A 21,778-nucleotide genomic window follows, 5' to 3' on the forward strand; every position below is an offset into this window, starting at 1 on the left:
CGGAACCCGGCCATGTCCGCTGACAAGCTGTCCCTCCATCGAGAAATCGACGCCCTCTATGCCGGCCACCACGCGTGGCTGCGCGGCTGGCTGAGCCGGAAGCTCGGCTGCGCGCACCGCGCGGCCGATCTCGCGCACGACACCTTCATGCGCCTGCTTGCACGCGACGAGCCGATCGGCGCCGACGAGCCGCGCGCGTTCCTGACGACGGTCGCGCAGCGCGTGCTGAGCAATCACTGGCGGCGCGAGCAGATCGAGCGGGCGTATCTCGATGTGCTGGCACAGCGCCCCGAAGCGTATGCGCCGTCGCCGGAAGAGCGGGCCGTCGTGCTCGAGACGCTGCTCGAAATCGATCGACTGCTCGACGGCCTGCCGCTCGCGGCGAAGCGTGCGTTCCTGCTCGCGCAGCTCGACGGGCTCACGCAGGCCGAGATCGCGCGTGAACTCGGCGTGTCGCTCGCGACGGTGAAGCGTTATCTCGTGAAGGCCGGCACGCAGTGCTTCTTCGCGATGGCGGCCTGACGATGGCCGCTCCACACGCACCGTCGGTGCCACCGCACGTTGCACGCCGCGCAGTCGAATGGTGGGTCGACCGGCAGTCGGGCCGCACCGACGACGCGTTCGCCGCCGCGCTCGCGCGCTGGCGTGCGGAGGATCCGTCGCACGATGCAGCATGGCGTCATATCGAAACGATGCAGGGCCGCTTCGGCCGGCTCGCGGCCGGGCTCGACCCGCAGGCCGCGCACGCGGCGCTGCTGCCGCCGCGGGCGGGCCGCCGTCGCGCGGCCGTCAAGGCGCTGGCCGTGCTGCTGTTCGCGGGCGGTGCCGCATGGATGGCCGAGCCCGCGCGGCGCGCGGCGATCTGGCCGGCCGACCTGCGCACGGCAGTGGGCGAGCAGCGCACGGTGACGCTCGCGGATCGTACGGTCGTCGTGCTCGATACCGACACGGCGCTCGACGTGCATTTCGACGACGCGGCGCGCCGCCTGCGCCTGCTGCGCGGCACGATCATGGTGACGAGCGGACATGACGATCGCGTCCCCGCGCGGCCGCTCGTCGTCGCGACCGCGCAAGGCGAGTTGCAGCCGCTCGGCACGCGCTTCGCGGTGCGGCAACGCGACGGCGCGACGCGCGTCGAAGTGTTCGCCGGCGCGGTGCGCGTGCAGCCGGTCGACGCGACGGCCGGCACGCGCGTGATCGCGGCGGGAGAGGGCGCGGACTTCACGCGCGATGCGATCGGCGTGCCCGCGCCGCTCGATCCGAATGCGTCCGCGTGGACGGGCGGCATGCTCGTCGCGTCGCGCATGCGGCTGGCCGACCTCGTCGCCGAGCTCGACCGTTATCGGCGCGGCAGCCTGCGCTGCGATGCGGCCGTGGCCGACCTGCGTGTGTCGGGCACCTATCCGCTCGACGATCCGGCACGCGTGCTCGACACGTTGAAGGCGACGCTGCCGATCGATGTCCACTACCTGACGCGCTACTGGGCGACGGTCGTGCCGGCCCGTTCGTGAGCCCACCGAAAAAAATCTTCGCCGACCTGAGCTGTTTCTCGATGTTCGCGTGACATGGGTATTGAAAGCAGCACTGGCCCATCGTCCACCGACTCTCCGATCATGGTTTCCATCCGTCTCACGTATCGGCGCCGTCCGGCGCCCGCCCGTCATCTGCCGCGCGCGGCCGCGACGGGCCGTCTTGCCTGCCGCCTGGCCGGCGCCGTCCTGTTGTCGGCGCTGCTGCCGCTGCCCGCGCTGGCCGACACCGATGCCGATGCGGCACCCGCCGCGCAGCGTGCGTCGCGCCGCGCGTTCGACATTCCAGCCGGCCCGCTCGAGGCGGCGCTGAACCGGTTCGGGCGCGAGGCGGGCATCCTGCTCGCGTTTCCGGCCGACATGACGACGGGCCTGACGAGCGGCGGCGTGCGCGGCCGGTTCGACGTCGACGGCGCATTCGATCGCCTGCTGGCCGGCACGGGGCTCGTCGCGCTGCGCCAGCCGGGCGGCGGCTACACGCTGATGCGCGCGGACGGCTCGGTCGCGCGGTCCGTGGCGGCCGGCATCGCACCGGCCGCCGAGCTGCCGGCGATCAACGTGCGCTCCAGCGCATTGCGTGCCGAAAGCTATCGCGCGCCGAAGGAAGCCGGCGTGCTGCGCTCGGAGATTCCGTTGCTCGACACCGCGCAGGCCGTCAACATCGTGCCCGCGCAAGTGTTGCGCGACCAGCGTCCGCGCAATCTCGACGACGCGCTCGGCAACGTGAGCGGCATCACGCAGGGCAACACGCTCGCGGGTACGCAGGACACGATCATGAAGCGCGGCTTCGGCGGCAACCGCGACGGCTCGATCATGCAGAACGGTATGCCGCTCGTGCAGGGCCGTGCGTTCAACGCGGCGGTCGACAGCGTCGAGGTGCTGAAGGGGCCGACCTCGCTGCTGTACGGGCTGATGGACCCGGGCGGCATGATCAACGTCGTCACCAAGCAGCCGCAGCTCGTGCGCTACAACGCGATTTCGCTCGGCGCATCGACGTTCGGGCACGGCAAGAACGGCGGCAGCGCGACGTTCGATTCGACGGGGCCGATCGGCGATTCGCGGCTCGCGTACCGGCTGATCGTCGACCAGTCGAACGAGCAGTACTGGCGCAATTTCGGCGAGAACCGGCAGACCTTCGTCGCGCCGTCGCTCGCGTGGTACGGGCGCGATACGCAAGTCGCGGTGTCCTACCAGTACCGCAAGTTCCACTCGCCGTTCGATCGCGGCACCGCGCTCGATCCGCGCACCAATGCGCCGCTCGACATTCCCGCGCGGAGGCGGATCGACGAGCCGTTCAACAACATGGACGGCGAATCGCATCTCGCGCAACTGACCGTCGATCACCAGTTCAATGCGGACTGGAGCGCGCATTTCGGCTACAGCTACAACCGCGAGACCTACGACGCGAACCAGCTGCGCACGACCGGCGTCGATCCTGTGAAGGGCACGATGACGCGCAGCAACGATGCGACGCACGGTTCGCTCAGCACCGACAGCTACGCGGTTGGCTACGTGAACGGCAAGCTGACGCTCGCGGGAATGCGCCACGACGTGCAGGTGGGTTTCGATACCGAATACCGCCGCATCTATCGCAAGGACATGCTGCGCCAGGCCGTGAAGACGCCGTTCAACTACGTCGATCCGGTGTACGGGCTGCTGCCGCCGTCGAGCACGGTATCCGCGAGCGACAGCGACCAGACCGACACGCTGCACGATGCGTCCGCGTTCTTCCAGGACACCATTCACCTGACCGACAAGTGGATCGTGTCGGGCGGCCTTCGCTACATCACGTACAACCAGGTCGCGGGGCGCGGCCGGCCGTTCAAGGCGAACACCGACCTGAGCGGCTCGAAGTGGCTGCCGCGCGCGGGCGTCGTCTACAAGTGGACCGATGCGTTCTCGCTGTACGGCAGCTATTCGCAGTCGCTGAAGCCGTCGTCGTCGATCGCGCCGATGACGGGCTACATCATTGATGGCGCGACGCCGCCCGAGGAAGCGATCGCGTGGGAAGTGGGCGGCAAGCTCGACCTGCCGGGCGGGCTGACGGGCACGCTCGCGCTGTTCAACATCGACAAGAAGAACGTGCTCGTGTCGCAGTACAACGACGCGACGAAGCTGACCGACTGGCGCACGTCGGGCAAGGCGCGCTCGCGCGGTGTCGAGCTCGACGTGTCGGGCAAGATCGGCGAACACGTGAACGTGATCGCGAGCTACGCGTACATCGACGCGAAGACGACCGAGGATCCGCTGTATGCAGGCAACCAGCTGTGGAACGTTGCGCGCCACACGGCGTCGCTCGCGGCCGTCTACGACTTCGGCACGGTGATCGGCGGCGACGACCTGCGCATCGGCGCGGCTGCGCGCTATGTCGGCGCGCGGCCCGGCGATTCGGCGAACAGCTTCACGCTGCCGTCGTACGTGCTCGCCGACGCGTTCGCGACCTACGACACGCGGATCGGCAAGCAGCAGCTGTCGTTCCAGCTCAACGTGAAGAACCTGTTCAACCGCACGTACTACCCGTCGAGCGCGAATCGCTACTTCGTCGCGATCGGCGATGCGCGACAGGTATCGTTGCTGACCACGCTGCAGTTCTGACCACGCAATCGCCGCGCAGCCGGTGCGCCGGCGCGTGGTTTTTGGAGAAGACCCGGATGAACCTGAAGATGAAGACCGGTGCCGCGCGGCGCCGCGCATTGCGCGCGATCGCGGGCTCGGTGCTCGCACTGTCCGCGGGCGTCGGCGTTGGCGCCGGCGTATCGACGCCTGCGTTCGCCGCCGATGCACCGCCGGCCGTCACGCGCGTCGCGATGCTCGTGCAGTTGCGCGGCCCGAACCTGAAGGTCGACGAACGTATCGGCCAGCACCTCGGCGAACGCGGCTACGCGGTGCGCCTGATCGACGAGTCGGCCACGCCCGATGCGGCGCGCGACGCCGACCTGGTCGTGATCTCGTCGACGGTGTCGTCGAAGAACGTGCGACCCGGCTGGCGCACGCTCGACAAGCCGCTCGTCACATGGGAAAACGATCTGCTCGACGATCTCGCGATAACGGGCAAGCGGCACGACGTCGATTTCGGCGAAACGGGCAAGGAGCGCTACCTGTGGCTCGTCAACGCGCCGCATCCGATCGCGGCCGGCTTGCCGGCCGGCGCAACCAACGTGTACGGCAAGCAGGCGCCGATGAGCTGGGGCAAGCCGGGGCTCGGCGCGATCACGATCGCGACCGTGTACGGACAGCCCGACAAGGCCGCTGTCTTCGCGTACGAGAAGGGCGCGACGATGGACTACGAGGCGCTCGCACCGGCACGCCGCGTGATGTTCTTCCTCGACAACGACACGTTCACGAACCTGTCGCCGGCCGGCGTTGCGCTGTTCGACGCGGCCGTCGACTGGGCAGCCGGGCGGCGTTGAGCGCTCACGCGCCGCTCAGGCGGGACGCGACGGCACGCCGATCCGCGCCGCTGTTTCGATCAGCTGCGCGAGCTGTTGTGCCGGTTCCGGCATCGTGTGCCGTGCGCGATGCACGAGCCCGATGTCGCGGTGGAACGTGTGCGGTCCGAGGTCGATCGCGCGCACGCCGGCCGGCCAGCGGCGATACACGGCCGTCTGCGGCACGATCGCGATGCCGACGCCGTTTTCGACCAGCTTGACGATCGCATCGAGCTCGTCGAGTTCGCAGGTGTCGCGCACCGCGATGTGCATCTTGCGCAGGAAGCGATCGACCTGGCGGCCGCCGAACGACGCGCGGTCGTAGCGGACGAACGGTTCGCTCGCGAGCAGTTCGGCCCAGTCCTTGCCCTTCACGCCGCGCGGCACGATCAGCCGGAACGGCTCCTGCGCGAGCGTCGTCCAGTGCAGGTCGCTCTGCAGCGAAAACGGCGGGCGGATGATCGCGGCCATGTCGATCTCGCCCGAATCGACCCGGTTCACCAGCTCGATCGACAGCCCGGGGATCACGCGCGTCCGGCACGCGGGATGCCGGCGATGGAACTCGGCCAGCGCGGCCGGCAGCAGCGCGCCCTGCACCGACGCGATCGCGCCGATCGTCACGCGCACGGCGGCCGGCGAGCCGGGCGCCGTCGAGCTCAGGTTCTCGTACAGGCCGATCAGCGCCTGCGCCTGGTCGAGCACGTGATGACCCATGTCGTTGAGCCGCGCCGCTCGCCCTTGCCGGTCGAACAGCGCGAAGCCGAGCTCGGCTTCGAGACGCTGAATTTGCGCGCTGACGGCGGCCTGCGTGAGCCCGATACGGTTGCCGGCGGCGGCGAACGTGCCTTCCCGGGCGACGGCGACGAGGGTTTTCAGCTCGCGGATCATTCATTAATTCCGTTTGTGAATCGCGAAAGTATATATTGATTTAATTTTTGCTCGACCTTGTCTACCATGGTGCCGTCCTCGCGCCACGCGAGCGTTTCTTCACGAGGCAACCATGAGTCTTTCCCCGTTTCACCTGGCGATTCCGGTCTACGACCTGCCGGCCGCGCGCGATTTCTACGGCCGCGTGTTCGGGCTGGCGGAAGGGCGCTCGAGCGCGCAGTGGGTCGACTTCGACTTCTACGGGCACCAGCTCGTGATCCACGAACATCCGAAGACCGCGTCGCAGGAAGGCGCGCACACGAATGCCGTGGACGGTCATGACGTGCCGGTGCCGCATTTCGGGATCGTGCTCGACTGGCCGAGCTGGGAAGCGCTGGCCGAGCGGCTGCGTTCGTTCGGCGTGACCTTCGTCATCGAGCCGTACGTGCGGTTCCAGGGGCAGGTCGGCGAACAGGCGACGATGTTCCTGTTCGACCCGTGCGGCAATGCACTCGAATTCAAGGCGTTCCGCGATATCGGCCAGCTGTTCGCGAAGTGACCGGCGGCAGCGCCAGCGCCGCTTGAAATTGGGTGCGAGAATGCGGCCTCCGGGCCGGGCGCGCGCAGCTGCGCCGGCCGGCGCCGCGCCGCACGGCATCCGTCCGTGCGTGCCGTTCTCCAAGGAACCCGTATGGACAGTCACATTGCTCCTGTGGAGCTGAAGAAAGCGTACCGTCTCCTCAATCACGGCCCGACCGTGCTGGTGTCGGCCCGCCACGACGGCGTCGACAACGTGATGGCGGCCGCGTGGGCGTGCGCACTGGATTTCCTGCCGCCGAAGCTGACGGTCGTGCTCGACAAGTCCGCGAAGACGCGCGAACTCGTCGAGCGCAGCGGCACGTTCGTGATCCAGGTGCCGACGACCGCGCAGCTGCAGCTCACGCATGCGGTCGGCAGCCACAGTCTCGCGGAACGGCCCGACAAGCTGCGCGAAGCGGGCGTCGCGCTGTTCGACGTCGAGGGCCACGACCTGCCGTTCGTCGCCGGCTGCTCGGGCTGGCTCGCTTGCAAGCTGATTCCCGAGCCGCACAACCAGCAGACCTACGACCTGTTCATCGGTGAAGTGGTTGGTGCATGGTCCGACACGCGCGTATTCCGTGACGGCCACTGGTATTTCGAATCGGCCGACCCCGCGCTGCGCAGCCTGCACTACATCGCGGGCGGCAATTTCTATGCGATCGGCGAATCGCTGCACGTCGATCCGGACGCGCAGTAAGCGTCGGGCGACCGGCCAATTCTCATCAGGGCGCGCGGTTCACGCGCGCCTTTTCAATTCGGCCAGCATCGCCTCGGCGAACGCCTGCGCGACGCGCGGCAGCGTGCGCCCGCGTTTTGCGACGAGCGCGATCGGCCGCACGAACGCGGGATCGTCGATCGGCTTCGCGACCAGCTCGGGCTCGGCGCGCACCTCGCGTGCGGTCGCGGGCAGGATCGTCACGCCGAGGCCGCCGCGTACCATCGCGACGGCGGTCATCATGTAGGTCGGCTCGCACGCGATGTCGGGCGTGCAGCCGGCCGCTTCCAGCGCGGCGTCGACGACGCTGCGCACGCTGGTGCCTTGCGCGGTGAGCACGAGCGGCACGCCGGCGACGTCGGCGGTGGTGACGCGGCGCTTGCGCGCGAGCGGATGATCCTGCGGGCATACGGCGACGAGCCGGTCGGCGCCCGCGTACAGCACCTCCAGCGACGCGTCGAACGTGTCGCCGCCGGTCAGCCCGAGATCGGCTTCCTCGTTGCGCACGAGTGCGGTGACGAGGCTCGCGACGCCGTCGCGGATCTCGAAGCCCGCGCGCGGCACGTCGCGCCGGAACGACTGGATCAACTCCGGCAGCACGCTGGACGCGAAGGTCGGCAGGCACGCGAGCCGCACGGTGCCGCTCGTGCCTTCGCCGAGTGCACGTGCATCGCGCAGCACGCGCTCCATGTCGTCGAGCGAGCGCTGCAGGAGCGGCAGCAGCTCGCGCCCGGTCTGCGTGAGCGCGACGCTGCGGCTGTTGCGGTCGAACAGGCGCGCGCCGACGATCTCCTCGAGCCGGCGGATCTGCACGGTCAGCGCCGGCTGCGACAGGTGCAGGCGTGCCGCCGCGCGCGTGAAGTTGCCGGCGTGCGCGACGGTGACGAAGGCGCGAATGTCGCGAAGATTCAGATCCATAACGGTTCGTGATTGCTGCAATCAAATCATTTCAATTGTGCTATCGCTGCGCCGACCTTACGCTCGTCTCCAACAAAAGACAAGGTAGGAGACACGGATGCTGCCGTTACTCGGGCTTGGCACGATCGTCGTGCTGCTGGCCGCGATTCTGTCGAAGCGGATGTCGCCGCTCGTCGCGCTGATCCTCGTGCCGATCGCCGCGTCGCTGATCGGCGGCTTCGGGCTGCACACCAGCAAGTTCGTCATCGACGGGCTGAAGGGCCTAGCGCCCGTCGTCGGGATGTTCGTGTTCGCGATCCTGTATTTCGGGACGATCACCGACGCCGGCACGCTCGACCCGATCATCGACCGGATCTTGCGCGCGGTCGGCACGCGGCCGACGCGCATCGTGATGGGCACGACGCTGCTGGCGTTGCTGATCCACCTCGACGGCTCGGGCGCCGTTTGCTTTCTCGTGACGATTCCGGCCGTGCTGCCGCTGTACGACCGGCTGAAGATGGACCGGCGCGTGCTGGCCGCCGCCGTGTCGATGGCCGCTGGCATCAATTTCCTGCCGTGGACCGGGCCGATGATCCGCGCGTCGGCGTCGCTGCACCTGCCGGTGTCGGCGCTGTTCAATCCGCTGATCCCGGTGCAGGCGATCGGGCTCGTGTTCGTGTTCGGCATGGCGTACTGGCTCGGGCGGCGCGAGGAGAAGCGCCTCGGCCTGTCGCGCGACGATGCGTCGATCCCGCTGCCGAAGCGCGAACTGACGGCCGACGAGCAGGCGCTGCGCCGCCCGCACCTGTTCTGGTTCAACCTCGTGCTGACGCTCGTCGTGCTCGGCACGATGGTCGTGATGGGCGAGAAGATCCCGCCCGCGATCATGTTCATGGTGGGGCTGTGCATCGCGTTGATGGTGAATTACCCGGACGTCGACATGCAGAGAAAGCGCATCGACGCGCATGCGCGCGCCGCGCTGATGATGGCCGGCATCCTGCTCGCGGCCGGCGTGTTCACGGGGGTCATGCAGGGCAGCGGGATGCTGAAGGCGATGGCGCAAGCGGCGGTCGGCTTCGTACCGCCGTCGATGGCCGGCCACATTCCGGTCGTGCTCGGTATCGCCTCGATGCCGCTCAGCATGCTGTTCGACCCCGATTCGTTCTACTTCGGCGTGCTGCCCGTGATCGCGGAAGTGGCCGGCCAGCTCGGCGTGCCGGCCGTACAGGTCGGGCAGGCCGCGCTGCTCGGCCAGATGACGACGGGGTTCCCGGTCAGCCCGCTGACGCCCGCGACGTTCCTCGTCGTCGGCCTGTGCGGGATCGAGCTGGCCGAGCACCAGAAATTCACGTTCCCGCTGCTGTTCGGCGCCTCGATCGTGATGACGATCGCGTGCGTCGTGCTGGGCGTCTTTTGAACATTTCCGGCGGCGTGATCCGCCGGACGACGGTACGGACATGACAGCAAATCAACCTGAACCGCGCGTGCGCATCGGCGCGGGCGCCGGCTACTCGGGCGACCGGATCGAGCCCGCGGTCGAACTGGCCGAACACGGGCAGCTCGACTATCTCGTGTTCGAATGCCTGGCCGAGCGCACGATCGCGATCGCGCAGCAGGCACGTCGCCAGGATCCGGCGCTCGGCTACGACCCGCTGCTCGACGCACGCATGCACGCCGTGCTGCCGGTCGCGGCGGCGAAACGCGTGCGCATCGTGTCGAACATGGGCGCCGCGAACCCGCGCGCGGCTGCCCGGCGTACTGCGCAGATCGCGCAGTCGCTCGGCATCGCGGGACTGAAGGTCGCGGCGGTCGAAGGCGACGACGTGCTCGACGTCGTGCTGCGCGGCGCGTTCCGTTTCGAGGAATCGGGCGACGACGTCGCCGCGTATCGGGATCGCATCGTGTCCGCGAATGCGTACCTCGGCGCCACGCCGATCGTCGACGCGCTCGCGGCCGGCGCGGACGTCGTGCTGACCGGGCGCGTCGCCGATCCGTCGCTGTTCGCCGCGCCGCTGATCCACGCATTCGGCTGGCGGATGGACGACTGGGACACGCTAGGGGCTGCGACCGTCGTCGGCCATCTGCTCGAATGCGCAGGGCAGGTGACGGGCGGCTATTTCGCGGATCCCGGCTACAAGGACGTGCCGAACCTGGCGCGGCTCGGCTTCCCGATCGGCGAAGTCGCGGCCGACGGCTCGGTCGTGATCACGAAGGTGCCGCACGCGGGCGGCCGCGTGAGCGCGGCGACCTGCAAGGAACAGCTGCTCTACGAGATTCACGATCCGGCGCGCTATCTGCAGCCCGACGTCGTTGCCGATTTCACGCGTGTGGCCGTCGTCGAGGAGGCCATCGACCGCGTACGCGTGACGGGCGGGCGCGGCACCGCGCGACCCGATACGCTGAAGGTGTCGGTCGCGTATGTCGACGGGTACATCGGCGAAGGCCAGATCTCGTACGGCGGACCGGGCGCGCTCGAACGCGCGCGCCTCGCGCTCGACGTCGTTCGCGAGCGGCTGGTGCTGACCGGCGTCGCGGCGACCGAGTGGCGTTTCGACCTGATCGGCGTCGATTCGCTGTACGGCGCCGCGACACCGGCCGTGCGCGGCGAGCCGGCCGAGGTGCGCGTGCGCGTGGCCGGCCGCGCGGCGAGCGCTGCCGAAGCCGCGCGGATCGGCAATGAAGTGGAGACGCTCTATACGAACGGGCCGGCCGGCGGCGGCGGCGCGTTCAAGTCGACGCGGGAGGTGATCGCCGTGCAGTCGGTGCTGTTGCCGCGGGCGACCGTGACGCCGTCGTTCTCGTTCGTGGAGGCATGATGCAACTGCGTGAACTCGCGCATGCGCGCACCGGTGACAAGGGCAATACGCTGAACGTATCGGTCATCTGCGTCGACCCGCGTCATTACGACCATCTGCGCATGCATTTGGATGTGGAAACGGTCAAGGCATGGCTCGCGGGCATCGTGCACGGCGGCGTCGTGCGCTACGAATTGCCGTCGCTCGGTGCGTTCAATTTCGTGCTGCGCGATGCGCTCGGCGGCGGCGTGACGCGCTCGCTCGCGCTCGACGCGCACGGCAAGTCGGTCAGCTCGGCGCTGCTGGCGATCGAGGTGCCCGACCCGGCGTGACACGTGGTGCCGCCGCGGGCTTTGGTCGCGGGCGCGTCACGGAATCAGCAGCTCGCGCCGACCGTCCGCATGCTCGATGCGCTCGCCGGCGATGTGCAGGCGCTGATCTCGCCGATAGTCGTAGACCGCGCGCGACGCGGCGAGCTGGTCGAATTCGAGTTCGATCGCGTGACGCGATTCGGTGCTGCCGGCTTCGAAGATCAGGTTGCCGTATGGGTCGACCGCCAGGCTGCCGCCGGCGAACACGACGTCGTGCGCGCTGTCGCCGACGCGGTTGGCGACCGCCGCGAATACCTGGTTCTCCATCGCGCGCGCCGACACCGACGTGCGGTGAACGTTGCGGTACGGCTCCATGTTGCCGTCGGTCACGAGGATCAGCTGCGCGCCGAGCGCGGCGAGCGCGCGGCCGGTTTCCGGAAACTCGCTGTCGTAGCAGATCAGCAGGCCGATCCGCACGCCGCGCCATTCGACCGTCGCGTAGCGGTCGCCGGGCAGCACGACGCCATGCTCGCTCACCCACAGATGCGTCTTGCGGTAGCGCAGCGCGATACCGTCCGGCGTGACGAACACGGTCGTGTTGTAGAAGCGGCCGCCATCGTTCTCGATCAACCCGACCACGACCGCGACGTCACGCTCGCGTGCGGCCGCGATTACCGCGCCGACGCTCGGCCCGTCGAGCGGCTCGGCGACTGCCGCGAGATTCGACGGTTCGAGGAAGCCGGTGAGCTGCGCTTCCGGAAACATCACGATGTTGGTGCCGGGCGCGCAGGTCGCGATTGCGTCGAGCGTGCGCTGCAGGTTGTAGCGTGTGTCGCCGTCGCGGCCGGCGAGCTGCACGATGTCGAGCTTCAGTTTCATGGGCGGTTTCGGGGCAATGGCCCGTCGCGACAGGCGACAGGCGGCTGAGCGGTTGGAGCGAGGTCCCAGTATGCGCCGAACCATACCGTTGGCCATCCCGCCGACGCGTTAACCCGTCGGGGGTATTGATCTTGTGGCAGGCCGCCGATCGTCACGTGCCGGTCTGCGCCTTCAGGAACAGCGAAAACAGTTCAGACTGCGAATTGATCGCGAGCTTCGCGTAGATGTTGCGCCGGTGCACCTTGACCGTTTCGGCCGAGATTTGCAGCTTGTTCGCGACTTCCTTGTTCGAGCGTCCGCTCAGGATCAGCCGGATCACGTCGAGCTCGCGCGCGGTAAGCGGCGTGCCGAGCCGTGCCATTGCGTGCTCGAAGCTGTCCTGTGTGCCGGTGCCGCCCACGCGCCGCCGTGCGGATTCGGCAGGCGCGTGCTCGTATGCGAGGCGCTGGCGCATCAGCGCGGCGACCCACGGACGGACGAGATCGAGCAACGCGACCTGCTCGGGGCTGAAACGCCGCTTGCTGCCGAGCGACAGGCACAGCGTGCGCGCATCGTCGAGCACGACGTTGAACTGCACTTCGTCTTCGACCACGTTGTGCGTGAAATAGCGCGTGTAGTACTCGGTGTCGCGAAAGCATTCGGGCGCGACGTCGGACAGCCGGAACAGGCCGCTCGCCGGCGCGTCGCGGTTCGCGATGTAGAACGGGTCCAGCAGGTACAGGCCCTGCAGGTAGTCGCGGAACAGCGGATCGGGGCCATCGCCTTCGTACGCGCATTCGGCGAATACCTGCGGGCGGGCGTCGTCGAACATCAGTGCGACCCAGCTGTCGATCGCGACGTATTCCTCGATCAGCCGGATCAGCGACAGCCAGAAGCGCGGCTGGTCGAGCGACTCGATGAGCCGCCCGACCGAGCGGTGCCAGGCGACGTCCTGCAAGGTCAGGTTCATGCGTTTGTCCGTGTCGGGCCGGCCGATGTGCGCGTGCGGTGGCGCGTCGTGCGTGTACGCTACGGGCTCGAGGGCAGCTTCCCGCACACATCGAACGGATCCTGGATGAAGAACGAGATCGTAACGCCGGTCGGCGCGAATGGCGAGGCCGTGCGTCGCACCGGTGCACGACACAGGTATCGCGCCACGGCAACCGTGATCGTGCACACTTGCAACCCTTCGCAACGTTTCTTCCCGACCAGAACGAACCTCGTCATGACCGTCCCGCACCGGAACTCACGTCTCAAGCCGCTCGCGGCTTCGCTCGCTGCACTGGGCGCACTCGCGGTACTCACGGCGCTCTCCGCGCTGTCGCCTGTTCATGCGGCCGAGCCGGTCCAGCTTGACCCTCCGTTGAAGACCTTCGTCCACGACACGTACGGCAACTGGCGTGCCGACCGCAAGGGCTGGCAGGCAGACGGAGACGATTTCATCTACGCGCCTTGCGGTTCGCTGCGCGTCGCGACCGCGGACGGCCCACGCACGCTGCTCGCGATGTGCGGCGAGACCGAGGCGGCGGTGCAGAACGGGATGCCGGGTATGGATTCGGACGCGACGCCCGGCACGATCGACCTGTACGTGCTGAAACCGACGGCCGACGGCAAGGCGCTCGAGCCGGTCGTGAAGAAGACGGAGATCGCGTCGGGTCAGCGCGGCGAGCCGGGCACGGTGCGTATCGAGCAGCTCGGGCCGCACGTGTTCGGCTTCGTCATCGGCGAAAGCGACTCGCGGCAAGGCTATACGCAAACCTTCCGGTCGATCTGGCTGCCGTACGGCAATGCGCTGGTGCAGGCGGCGGCACGCATCGACGAGGCGCTCGACAATGCCGAATCAAACGAATGTGCGCATGCGCGGGCACGCTGCGAGGAACGTCGCTTCGAGATCGCGCCGGACCTGACCGGCGCCGGCGACGTCTATCCGCTGACGGTCACGGAGACGGGCACGCGCGGCAACAAGGACATCCACGCGCGCCATACGGTGAAGTTCGACGCGGCGCGCGGCCGCTACGTCGTGCCGAAGGCATTGCGCGAAGGGTACTGATCCTTCGCGCGCAGGAACGGGCGGCGTCGCGCCGCCCGCGCATCACACGTACAGATAGCGTACGAGGTGGAAGAACACCGGCGCGGCGAAGCAGATGGAGTCGACGCGGTCGAGCATCCCGCCGTGGCCCGCGATCATCGAGCCCCAGTCCTTCGTGCCGAGCGAGCGCTTGACGGCCGACAGCACGAGGCCGCCGACGAAGCCAGCGATCACGATCGCGAGCGAGATGCCGAACGCCGACCAGAAGCTGAATGGCGTCACGCGATACAGCGACGCGCCGCACAGCGTGGCCAGCAGACCGCCGCCGATGAACCCCTCGATCGTCTTCGACGGCGACAATTGCGGTGCGATCTTGCGCTTCCCGAACAGCTTGCCGACCACATACTGCAGCACGTCGCTGATCTGCACGACGAACAGGAAGAAGAACAGCAGCAGCGCGTTCTGTCCCGCGTAGCGCGGAATGTCGAGGATCAGCACGGCCGGCGCATGGCTCAGGCCGTACACGCACACCATCAGCGCCCAGTTGATCTTCGCGTTGCGGCTCAGGAAGTCGCGCGTGTCCTGCGTGAGCGCGGAGACGAGCGACATCGCGAAGAACAGGTGCACGGGCACGAAGATCGAATACATCCCGTACCAGTTGATCCCGAGCAGCAGGTACTGCACGGGGATCGCGATGAAGAACGCGATGAACAGCGTCGTATGGTCGCTCGCGGTGGTCGGCGTGAGCGTGATGAATTCGCGCAGCGTCAGGTACGACAGCAGCGCGAACACGAGATACGTGACGTTGTTGCCGAGGCCGATCGCGATGGCCATGATCGCAATCATCGCCCACCATGCGCGGATGCGCTGGTTCAGGTTGACGATGGTCGCACTCTGGCCGCCGTTGCGCGCGCCGAGGATCGCGCCGATCACGGTCGCGACGACGAGCACGCCCGTGACGCCCGCGACCAGTTCCCAGAAGATTGTTCGCATGGTTGAAATCCGGAAAGGGAGAAGGGGGGCCGCGTTCAGCCGGCGGGCCGCTGCGGCGGCGCGAGCGCGACGACCGCGTCGCGCATGCGGGCGAGGAACGTCGGCTTGTCTTCCTGGGCGCCGAGTGCGTCGTTCGCGCCGAAATGCACCTTGCAGATCAGCGGCACGGGCCAGATCGCGCCCTTGGGCATGATGCGCTGCAGGTTCTCGAGGTAGACGGGCGCGAGCGCGACGTCAGGAAACTCGGTCGCGAGATGGAACAGCCCGCTCTTGAACGGCTGCGGCAGCACGTCGGCGCCGCGCGTGCCTTCCGGGAAGATGATGATCGAGTGACCTTGCCGCAGCGCGTCGCGTACGGGGTCGAGCGGGTCGCCGCCCGATTCGCGATGACGGTCGATCAGCACGACGTTCAGCAGCTTCTGCGCGATGTGGCGCTTCAGGTCGCTGCTGTCCCAGTAGTCGCGCGCCGCGACCGGCCGCACGACCGCGCGCACGTTGCGCGGCAGTGCGGCGAGGATCGCGAGCGTGTCGATATGGCTCGTGTGGTTCGAGAAATAGATCTTCTGCGTCGGGGACGGCGGCGCCTGATGCCAGACTGGATACGCGCCGGCGACGAGCCGCACGATGGACAGCAGGAAGTCGCGCTGCCAGACATTGAGAATGTTCATCGGCGCGGCGCCTCCTGCCTGCATGCGCGGCCCGCTGCGCACGCGCGGCGGGCGGAACCCCGGAATGCCGGCGCGGCAGGATGCGCGCCGGACGGCTCTTGTTTAAATTTTTTCAAATTCGTGGCTGCCTGTCGCAGGTCCGCGATAATCGGACGATTCGCCGTCACACGCTGTTGCGTCGCGGCGAATGCGCCGGTCGGCGGCGTGATAATCGGCTGTTGCACGAGTGCCCGTCTGCAGTTCGAATGGATCTCGCCGCGATCGGGCCAGCGGATTATCGCGAGTTTCCGTCAAAAACGCCAGATTGGCGCCACGCGTGCGAGCCGGGGGCGTGCTTGACGCATCGAGGCCGCTCGGCGACGATGAGGGCCGTTCAATCCAGGTCGACCAAGGCCGTTTCGCCGCCCGGGGCATGGCGGCGGGAAACGCATCCGACTGTGCCGCGCGAATAATACGAATACGAAACGATGAGCCTCTACGCACTCAAACCCAAATTCCAGAACCGTCTGCGCCCGTTCGCGAATTCGCTCGCCGAACGCGGCGTCACGGCCAACCAGGTCACGCTGTTCGCGGCCGGCGGCTCGATCGTCGTCGGCGCGCTCGCCGGCCTCGGCGTGTTCGCCCGCGCGCTGTTCCTGCTGATTCCGCTGTGGCTGTTCGCGCGGATGGCGCTCAACGCGATCGACGGGATGCTCGCACGCGAACACAACCAGAAGAGCACGCTCGGCGCGTACCTGAACGAACTCGGCGACGTCGTATCCGATATCGCGCTGGTGCTGCCGTTTCTCGCGATTCCCGCGTTCGCTCCGGCGGACGTCTGGCTGTTTGCGCTGACGGCGGTGATCGTCGAATGCGCGGGACTGATCGGCCCGCTGGTCGGCGTGAGCCGCCGCTACGACGGCCCGTTCGGCAAGAGCGACAGGGCGCTGGCCCTCGGCGCGTTCGCGCTGTGGATCGGCCTCGGGTTCCCGGTCGGCAGCGTCGCCGCATGGCTGTGGCGGCTGCTGATCGTGCTGTCGATCGTGACCGTGGTGCGGCGCGTGCAGGCCGGCATCGCGGAAAAGGGCGGTTGAAAAGGCAGTCAGCGTAGTTGCAGTACCGGGCGCCGGAGGGCGGCGCACCAAGATTCCAATAACGAAACGAGAGAAAACGCATGAGCGCACGCACGGCACGTGAGGCCGACTTCATCACGCACGACGGCGAAACGCTGTTCTATCGCCACTGGCCCGCGACGGGCCCGCATTGCCGCGGCGCCATCGTGCTGCTGCATCGCGGCCACGAACACTCGGCGCGCGTCGCACACCTCGTCGACGAGCTCGACCTGCCCGATTTCGCCTTCTTCGCATGGGACGCGCGCGGCCACGGCCGTTCGCCCGGCGCACGCGGCTACAGCCCGAGCGCGGCCGCGTCGGTGCGCGACCTGCAGACCTTCGTCGAACATATCCGCGACACGCACGGCATCGCGATCGAGGACATGGCCGTGGTCGGCCAGAGCGTCGGCGCGGTGCTCGCGGCCACCTGGGCGCACGACTACGCGCCGCCGATCCGCGCGCTCGTCGTCGCGTCGCCGGCATTCCACATCAAGCTCTACGTGCCGTTCGCGCGGCCGGGGCTGCGGCTGATGCACAAGCTGCGCGGGCTGTTCTACGTGAACAGCTACGTGAAGCCGAAATTCCTCACGCACGATCCCGAACGGATCGCGAGCTACGCATCCGACCCGCTGATCACGCGGCCGATCGCGGTCAACATGCTGCTCGACCTGCACGACACCGCGCAGCGGATCGTCGCCGACGCGGCCGCGATCACCGTGCCGACGCTGCTGCTGATCTCGGGCGCCGACTGGGTCGTGCATCGCGGCCCGCAGGACCGCTTCTTCGAACGGCTCGGCTCGGCGCGCAAGGAGCGCATCGTGCTGCCGGGCTTCTATCACGACACGCTCGGCGAACGTGATCGCGCGCAGGCGCTCGCGCCGCTGCGCGCGTTCGTGCTGCGCGAGTTCGATGCACCGAGCCCGCGCGTGTCGCTCGCCGACGCCGACCGGCGCGGCGCATTCCATGACGAATACGCGGCGCTCGGCCGGCCGCCCGCGAACGTGTTCGCGCGGGCGTACTGGGCGCTCACGCGCGCCGGCCTGAAAGCCGGCGGCGCACTATCGGACGGCATCGCGCTCGGGCTGCGGCTCGGCTTCGATTCGGGCTCGACGCTCGACTATGTGTACCGGAACCGTGCGCAGGGGCGGCTCGGCGTCGGCGCGCTGATCGACCGCACGTACCTCGATTCGCCGGGCTGGGTCGGCATCCGCCAGCGCAAGGTGCATCTGCAGGAACTGATCGGCGCGGCGATCGGCCGCCTGCGCAACCACGGCTCGCCGGTGCGGATCGTCGACATCGCGGCCGGCCACGGGCGCTACGTGCTCGACGCGATCGCGTCGGCCGCCGAGCGCGACGGCGCGGCACCCGACGACATCACGCTGCGCGACTACAGCCCGCCGAACGTCGAGGCGGGGCGCGTGCTGATCGCCCAGCGCGGCCTCGAGCCGATCGCGCGCTTCGAGCGCGGCGACGCCTTCGACGAGACGTCGCTCGCGACGCTCGAGCCGCGTCCGACGCTCGCGATCGTGTCGGGCCTGTACGAGCTGTTCGGCGAGAACGCGCTGATCGAACGCTCGCTGCGCGGGCTCGCGCAGGCCGTGCCGCCCGGCGGCTATCTCGTCTATACGGGGCAGCCGTGGCATCCGCAGCTCGAATTCATCGCACGCGCGCTGAACAATCATCGCGGCGAAGCGACCTGGGTGATGCGCCGCCGCTCGCAGGCCGAGATGGACGAACTCGTCGCGCGTGCGGGCTTCCGCAAGCTCGACCAGCGGATCGACGAAATGGGCATCTTCACGGTCAGCCTCGCGCAGCGGGTCGACGCGTCATGAGCGCGCTCGGCGGCGGCGCGGGCGCGCGCGACGCATCGTTCGCGCTGCGCTTCGGCTGGCTCGCGGTGATGGGCGCGGTGTTCTTCTCGACGTACGGCTTTGCGAACTGGCTCGCGGCGCGCCGCGCGGCGGTGCCGACGTTTGCGTTCGGCTGGGAGCATGCGATCCCGTTCGTGCCGTGGACGATCGTGCCGTACTGGTCGATCGACCTGCTGTATGCGCTGTCGTTCTTCTTCTGGACGCGCCGCGCCGATCTGCTCGATCACGTGAAGCGGCTGCTGACCGTGCAGCTGGTGTCGGTCGCATGCTTCATCGCGTGGCCGCTGCGCTTCGGGTTCGAGCGGCCCGACGCGGGCGGCGTGGCCGGCGCGCTGTTCACGCTGCTGATGGGCTTCGACAAGCCGTTCAACCAGGCGCCGTCGCTGCACATCGGGCTGCTCGTCGTGCTGTGGGCCGTCTATGCGCAGCACCTGCGCGGCACGTTCGCGCGCGCCGTGCTGCATCTGTGGTTCGCGGCGATCGGTGTGTCGGTGCTGACGACCTACCAGCATCACGCGATCGACGTGCCGACCGGCGCGGCCGTCGGCTGTCTCGCGCTGTTCCTGTTCCCGCTGCGCGATGCGGCGGGCCGGCTGCCGGGCGCCGATGCGTCGCCGAACGCGGCCGGGCGCGCGCTCGCACGGCGTTATGCGATCGGCGCGGCGCTGGTGGCGTTGGCGGCACTGTGGTGCGTGCCGCGCGCACCGGGCTGGGCGCTGGCGGCCGGGTGGGTCGCGCTGGCGCTCGCCTGTGTCGCGTGGGCCTATCGGCGCGGCGCGCCCGGCGCTTTCCAGAAGGATGAGCACGGGCGTCTTCCGGTATTCATCCGCTGGCTGCTCGCGCCGACGATCGCCGGCGCGTTCGTCAATTCGCGGCTGTGGACGTTCCGCCAGCCGGCGCCGGTGCGGATCGACGAGCGCGTGTCGATCGGCCGCACGCCGACGACGCGCGACGTGCGTCGCCACGGCTTCACCGCGCTGGTCGACCTGACCGCCGAGATGCCGCGCTGGGCGGCGGCCGATGGATCGCTCGCGTATGCGGCCGTGCCGCAGCTCGACCTCGTCGCGCCGACGGCGGCACAGCTTGCGCAGGCCGTCGCGGCGCTCGAGCGCCTGCACGGGGAAGGGCGCGACGTGCTGGTCTGTTGCGCGCTCGGCTACGGGCGCAGCGTGCTGTGCGCGGCCGCGTGGCTCGCGGCCCGACGCGGGCTGGGGGACGCGCGCGACGCGCTGGCCGCGGTGCGCGCGGTGCGGCCGCACGCGGTGTGGTCGGACGAAGGCGTCGCCGTGCTGCAGCACTGGATCGATCGTCGCCACGCAGGAGGGGCGTGATGGGCGATCCATCGGCGCCGTTCCGGATTGCCGCCGCGCGCGGCGCGCTCGATGCGGGCGCGTGGGCGATCGCGGCCGCACTGGCCGCGGCCGGCGCGGGCTGGTGGATCGCCGCAGGTTGGGCGCCGGCGACGGTCGGCCGTGTGCTGCTCGCCGTCGTCAGCACGGGGTCGGGGATTGCGGCGCTGTGGTACGCGGTGCGCATCGAGATCGATCGCCGGCTGTTCGCGGCGCTCGCGCGGGCGACGGCCGGCGATGCGTCGGTCGACGACGGGCTCGCGGCGCTCGACCGCGCACTCGCCGATCTCGGCTGGATCGATGCGGCCAAGGCCGGCCGCGCGCTCGATGCACGCGTACGCGGCGCGGTCGGGCTGTGCCGGGCCGGCGTGCTGGTCGCGATCGTGCAGTGGCTCGTGGTCGGGCTCGCGATCGCGGTGCCGCAAATCGGCTAGCGTCGCACGTGACGCGTCCGGCGTTATGCGAACGCCGTGCGCTGCGACCGCGTTCGCTTGGCCTCGTACATCGCCTGATCGGCATGCTCGATCAGCGCGGTCATGTCGGTGCCGTCTTCCGGCAACATGGCGATCCCGACGCTGACGCCCAGCCGCAGCGCGTGCCCCTCGAACTCGAACGGTTCGCCGACCTGCCGCGCGAGCCGCGTGCTTTGTACGTGCGCGTCGTCGCGGGTGCCGATGTTCGGCAGGATCACCGCGAATTCGTCGCCGCCGACGCGCGCGACCGTATCCGAGCGCCGCACCGCACCCTGCATCCGCGTGGCGATCTCGCGCAGCGCGGCGTCGCCCGCGCGGTGGCCGAACCCGTCGTTGATCGGCTTCAGCCCGTCCATGTCGATGTTGAGAATGCCGAGCCGGCCGTTCGCGCGCAGCGCCGTGTGCATCGACTGGCGCAGGCGGTCGTAGAACAGCGCGCGGTTCGGCAAACCCGTGAGCGCGTCATGGGTGGCGCGCAGGTACAGCTCGTTCGCCTCGTTGCGCGCCGCGTGGAACATCGCGGCGGCGATCAGCTCGGCCGTCAGCCGCAGCGTGCCGGCGTCGGCCGGCGAGAAGCCGTCGACTTCCGGCGACATCACCTTCAGCACGCCGACCGTCGTGTCGGCATGCGTGAGCGGCATCACGAGCATCGAGCGCAGGCCGACCCGGCGGCATGCGTCGCGATCGACGCGCGGGTCGGTTTCCGAATCGACGCAGTGCAGCAATTCGCCTTGCCGCACGCACAGGCCCGACAGGCTGCCCGAACGGCGCAGCCGCAGCCCGAGCATCCCGGCGGCGGTGCCCGACGCGGCGCGGTACACCATGTCGTCGCCCTCGGCGAATTCCACTGCGGCCGCGCTCGCGCCCGTGAGCAGCGGCACCTGCTCGGCCACGTAGGTCATCACACTTCCTAGGTCGAGGCCGAGCTTCGCGATCTCGGCCTGCACGGCGATGATGCGCAGCAGCGTGTCGGAGGACGGGGTGGCGGTGTCGACGATTTGATTCAAGTCAGTTTCCATGAAAGAAAGCGCATCCGGTGTCGCGGGATTGCGGTAGCATACGCGCCGCCTCGCGGCCGCGCGTCCCAGCCAACGGGCCGTCCGGCGGCCGGCTGCACAGCGCCGGCAGTATGCCGTTCGGCCCGTCCGGCGACAACGGCGCAATTCTTACCATTCGTCCCGCTCGTGCAGCATTTCCGACTGGATCGAGGTTTTTTTCGCTTCACCGTCACGAATTCGCGCAAGTTTTGCCCTTTTTTTGAGATAGTGTGACGAATGGGTGTGCGCCCGTGCCAGGCGCGCACAGCACGACGACGGCCATCCACG

At 68.8% G+C, this 21,778-nt stretch carries 21 protein-coding genes; 14 read left to right on the plus strand and 7 right to left on the minus strand.

Going from position 1 to position 21,778, the window contains the following annotated elements; all coding sequences use genetic code 11:
• The first annotated feature begins 12 nt into the window (after positions 1-12).
• The 4 genes from AC5LXX_RS06770 to AC5LXX_RS06785 are packed head-to-tail and all read left to right on the plus strand — an operon-like array spanning position 13 to position 4,939.
• Positions 13-522, plus strand: a complete 510-nt coding sequence (locus AC5LXX_RS06770) for a sigma-70 family RNA polymerase sigma factor (protein WP_493410897.1) — start codon at positions 13-15, stop codon at positions 520-522.
• Positions 523-524: 2 nt separating this feature from the next.
• Complete coding sequence (locus AC5LXX_RS06775; RefSeq protein WP_493410898.1) at positions 525-1,511, plus strand: FecR domain-containing protein; 987 nt, start codon at positions 525-527, stop codon at positions 1,509-1,511.
• Between the two features lie 54 nt (positions 1,512-1,565).
• The gene (locus tag AC5LXX_RS06780; protein ID WP_493410899.1) at positions 1,566-4,124 is read left to right on the plus strand and encodes a TonB-dependent siderophore receptor; all 2,559 of its coding nucleotides are present in this window, start codon (positions 1,566-1,568) and stop codon (positions 4,122-4,124) included.
• Positions 4,125-4,180: 56 nt separating this feature from the next.
• Complete coding sequence (locus AC5LXX_RS06785) at positions 4,181-4,939, plus strand: hypothetical protein (RefSeq protein ID WP_493410900.1); 759 nt, start codon at positions 4,181-4,183, stop codon at positions 4,937-4,939.
• A gap of 15 nt (positions 4,940-4,954) precedes the next feature.
• Here AC5LXX_RS06785 and AC5LXX_RS06790 read toward each other — a convergent pair whose 3' ends face one another.
• Positions 4,955-5,845 (minus strand): LysR family transcriptional regulator, encoded by an 891-nt coding sequence (locus tag AC5LXX_RS06790; RefSeq protein ID WP_493410901.1) that lies wholly within the window; start codon positions 5,843-5,845, stop codon positions 4,955-4,957.
• 112 nt (positions 5,846-5,957) lie between these two features.
• Here AC5LXX_RS06790 and AC5LXX_RS06795 point away from each other — a divergent pair, with 112 nt between their 5' ends.
• Both AC5LXX_RS06795 and AC5LXX_RS06800 read left to right on the plus strand, forming a co-directional pair.
• On the plus strand, positions 5,958-6,383 hold the full coding sequence (locus AC5LXX_RS06795; protein WP_043182401.1) for a VOC family protein: 426 nt from the start codon (positions 5,958-5,960) through the stop codon (positions 6,381-6,383).
• A gap of 132 nt (positions 6,384-6,515) precedes the next feature.
• A complete protein-coding gene (locus tag AC5LXX_RS06800) occupies positions 6,516-7,100 on the plus strand; it encodes a flavin reductase family protein (protein WP_493410902.1) in 585 nt (194 codons plus the stop codon).
• Positions 7,101-7,139: 39 nt separating this feature from the next.
• Here the strand turns inward: AC5LXX_RS06800 and AC5LXX_RS06805 are convergent, their stop codons facing one another.
• A complete protein-coding gene (locus AC5LXX_RS06805) occupies positions 7,140-8,036 on the minus strand; it encodes a LysR family transcriptional regulator (protein WP_493410903.1) in 897 nt (298 codons plus the stop codon).
• 97 nt (positions 8,037-8,133) lie between these two features.
• On the opposite strand from AC5LXX_RS06805, the gene AC5LXX_RS06810 reads away from it, so the two are divergent.
• The 3 genes from AC5LXX_RS06810 to AC5LXX_RS06820 are packed head-to-tail and all read left to right on the plus strand — an operon-like array spanning position 8,134 to position 11,142.
• The gene (locus AC5LXX_RS06810; protein WP_493410904.1) at positions 8,134-9,432 is read left to right on the plus strand and encodes a CitMHS family transporter; all 1,299 of its coding nucleotides are present in this window, start codon (positions 8,134-8,136) and stop codon (positions 9,430-9,432) included.
• A gap of 40 nt (positions 9,433-9,472) precedes the next feature.
• Positions 9,473-10,831 (plus strand): acyclic terpene utilization AtuA family protein, encoded by a 1,359-nt coding sequence (locus AC5LXX_RS06815; protein ID WP_493410905.1) that lies wholly within the window; start codon positions 9,473-9,475, stop codon positions 10,829-10,831.
• The gene (locus AC5LXX_RS06820; RefSeq protein WP_493410906.1) at positions 10,831-11,142 is read left to right on the plus strand and encodes an AtuA-related protein; all 312 of its coding nucleotides are present in this window, start codon (positions 10,831-10,833) and stop codon (positions 11,140-11,142) included. Before AC5LXX_RS06815 ends, AC5LXX_RS06820 begins: the two co-directional genes overlap by 1 nt.
• 36 nt (positions 11,143-11,178) lie before the next feature.
• Here AC5LXX_RS06820 and AC5LXX_RS06825 read toward each other — a convergent pair whose 3' ends face one another.
• Together AC5LXX_RS06825 and AC5LXX_RS06830 are read right to left on the minus strand one after the other, a co-directional pair.
• Positions 11,179-12,000, minus strand: coding sequence for a carbon-nitrogen hydrolase family protein (locus tag AC5LXX_RS06825; RefSeq protein WP_493410907.1), 822 nt, complete (start codon positions 11,998-12,000; stop codon positions 11,179-11,181).
• A gap of 151 nt (positions 12,001-12,151) precedes the next feature.
• On the minus strand, positions 12,152-12,949 hold the full coding sequence (locus tag AC5LXX_RS06830) for a LuxR C-terminal-related transcriptional regulator (RefSeq protein ID WP_493410908.1): 798 nt from the start codon (positions 12,947-12,949) through the stop codon (positions 12,152-12,154).
• Between the two features lie 255 nt (positions 12,950-13,204).
• On the opposite strand from AC5LXX_RS06830, the gene AC5LXX_RS06835 reads away from it, so the two are divergent.
• Positions 13,205-14,029, plus strand: a complete 825-nt coding sequence (locus tag AC5LXX_RS06835; RefSeq protein ID WP_493410909.1) for a topoisomerase IV — start codon at positions 13,205-13,207, stop codon at positions 14,027-14,029.
• 42 nt (positions 14,030-14,071) lie between these two features.
• On the opposite strand, the gene AC5LXX_RS06840 is transcribed toward AC5LXX_RS06835, so the two are convergent.
• Positions 14,072-15,001 (minus strand): phosphatidate cytidylyltransferase, encoded by a 930-nt coding sequence (locus tag AC5LXX_RS06840; protein ID WP_493410910.1) that lies wholly within the window; start codon positions 14,999-15,001, stop codon positions 14,072-14,074.
• A 35-nt stretch (positions 15,002-15,036) separates the two neighbouring features.
• Entirely contained in the window at positions 15,037-15,669 is a 633-nt protein-coding gene (locus tag AC5LXX_RS06845) for a lysophospholipid acyltransferase family protein (protein ID WP_493410911.1), read from the minus strand.
• A gap of 467 nt (positions 15,670-16,136) precedes the next feature.
• Here AC5LXX_RS06845 and AC5LXX_RS06850 point away from each other — a divergent pair, with 467 nt between their 5' ends.
• From AC5LXX_RS06850 to AC5LXX_RS06865, 4 genes are all read left to right on the plus strand, one after another.
• Positions 16,137-16,742 (plus strand): CDP-alcohol phosphatidyltransferase family protein, encoded by a 606-nt coding sequence (locus AC5LXX_RS06850; RefSeq protein ID WP_493410912.1) that lies wholly within the window; start codon positions 16,137-16,139, stop codon positions 16,740-16,742.
• Positions 16,743-16,822: 80 nt separating this feature from the next.
• A complete protein-coding gene (locus AC5LXX_RS06855) occupies positions 16,823-18,592 on the plus strand; it encodes a bifunctional alpha/beta hydrolase/class I SAM-dependent methyltransferase (protein ID WP_493410913.1) in 1,770 nt (589 codons plus the stop codon).
• Positions 18,589-19,962 (plus strand): phosphatase PAP2 family protein, encoded by a 1,374-nt coding sequence (locus AC5LXX_RS06860; RefSeq protein WP_493410914.1) that lies wholly within the window; start codon positions 18,589-18,591, stop codon positions 19,960-19,962. Before AC5LXX_RS06855 ends, AC5LXX_RS06860 begins: the two co-directional genes overlap by 4 nt.
• Entirely contained in the window at positions 19,962-20,414 is a 453-nt protein-coding gene (locus tag AC5LXX_RS06865) for a hypothetical protein (protein ID WP_493410915.1), read from the plus strand. Before AC5LXX_RS06860 ends, AC5LXX_RS06865 begins: the two co-directional genes overlap by 1 nt.
• Positions 20,415-20,437: 23 nt before the next feature.
• On the opposite strand, the gene AC5LXX_RS06870 is transcribed toward AC5LXX_RS06865, so the two are convergent.
• Positions 20,438-21,460, minus strand: a complete 1,023-nt coding sequence (locus AC5LXX_RS06870; protein ID WP_493410916.1) for a diguanylate cyclase domain-containing protein — start codon at positions 21,458-21,460, stop codon at positions 20,438-20,440.
• Positions 21,461-21,778 lie beyond the last annotated feature (318 nt).

The organism is Burkholderia torrens, from assembly GCF_984668525.1.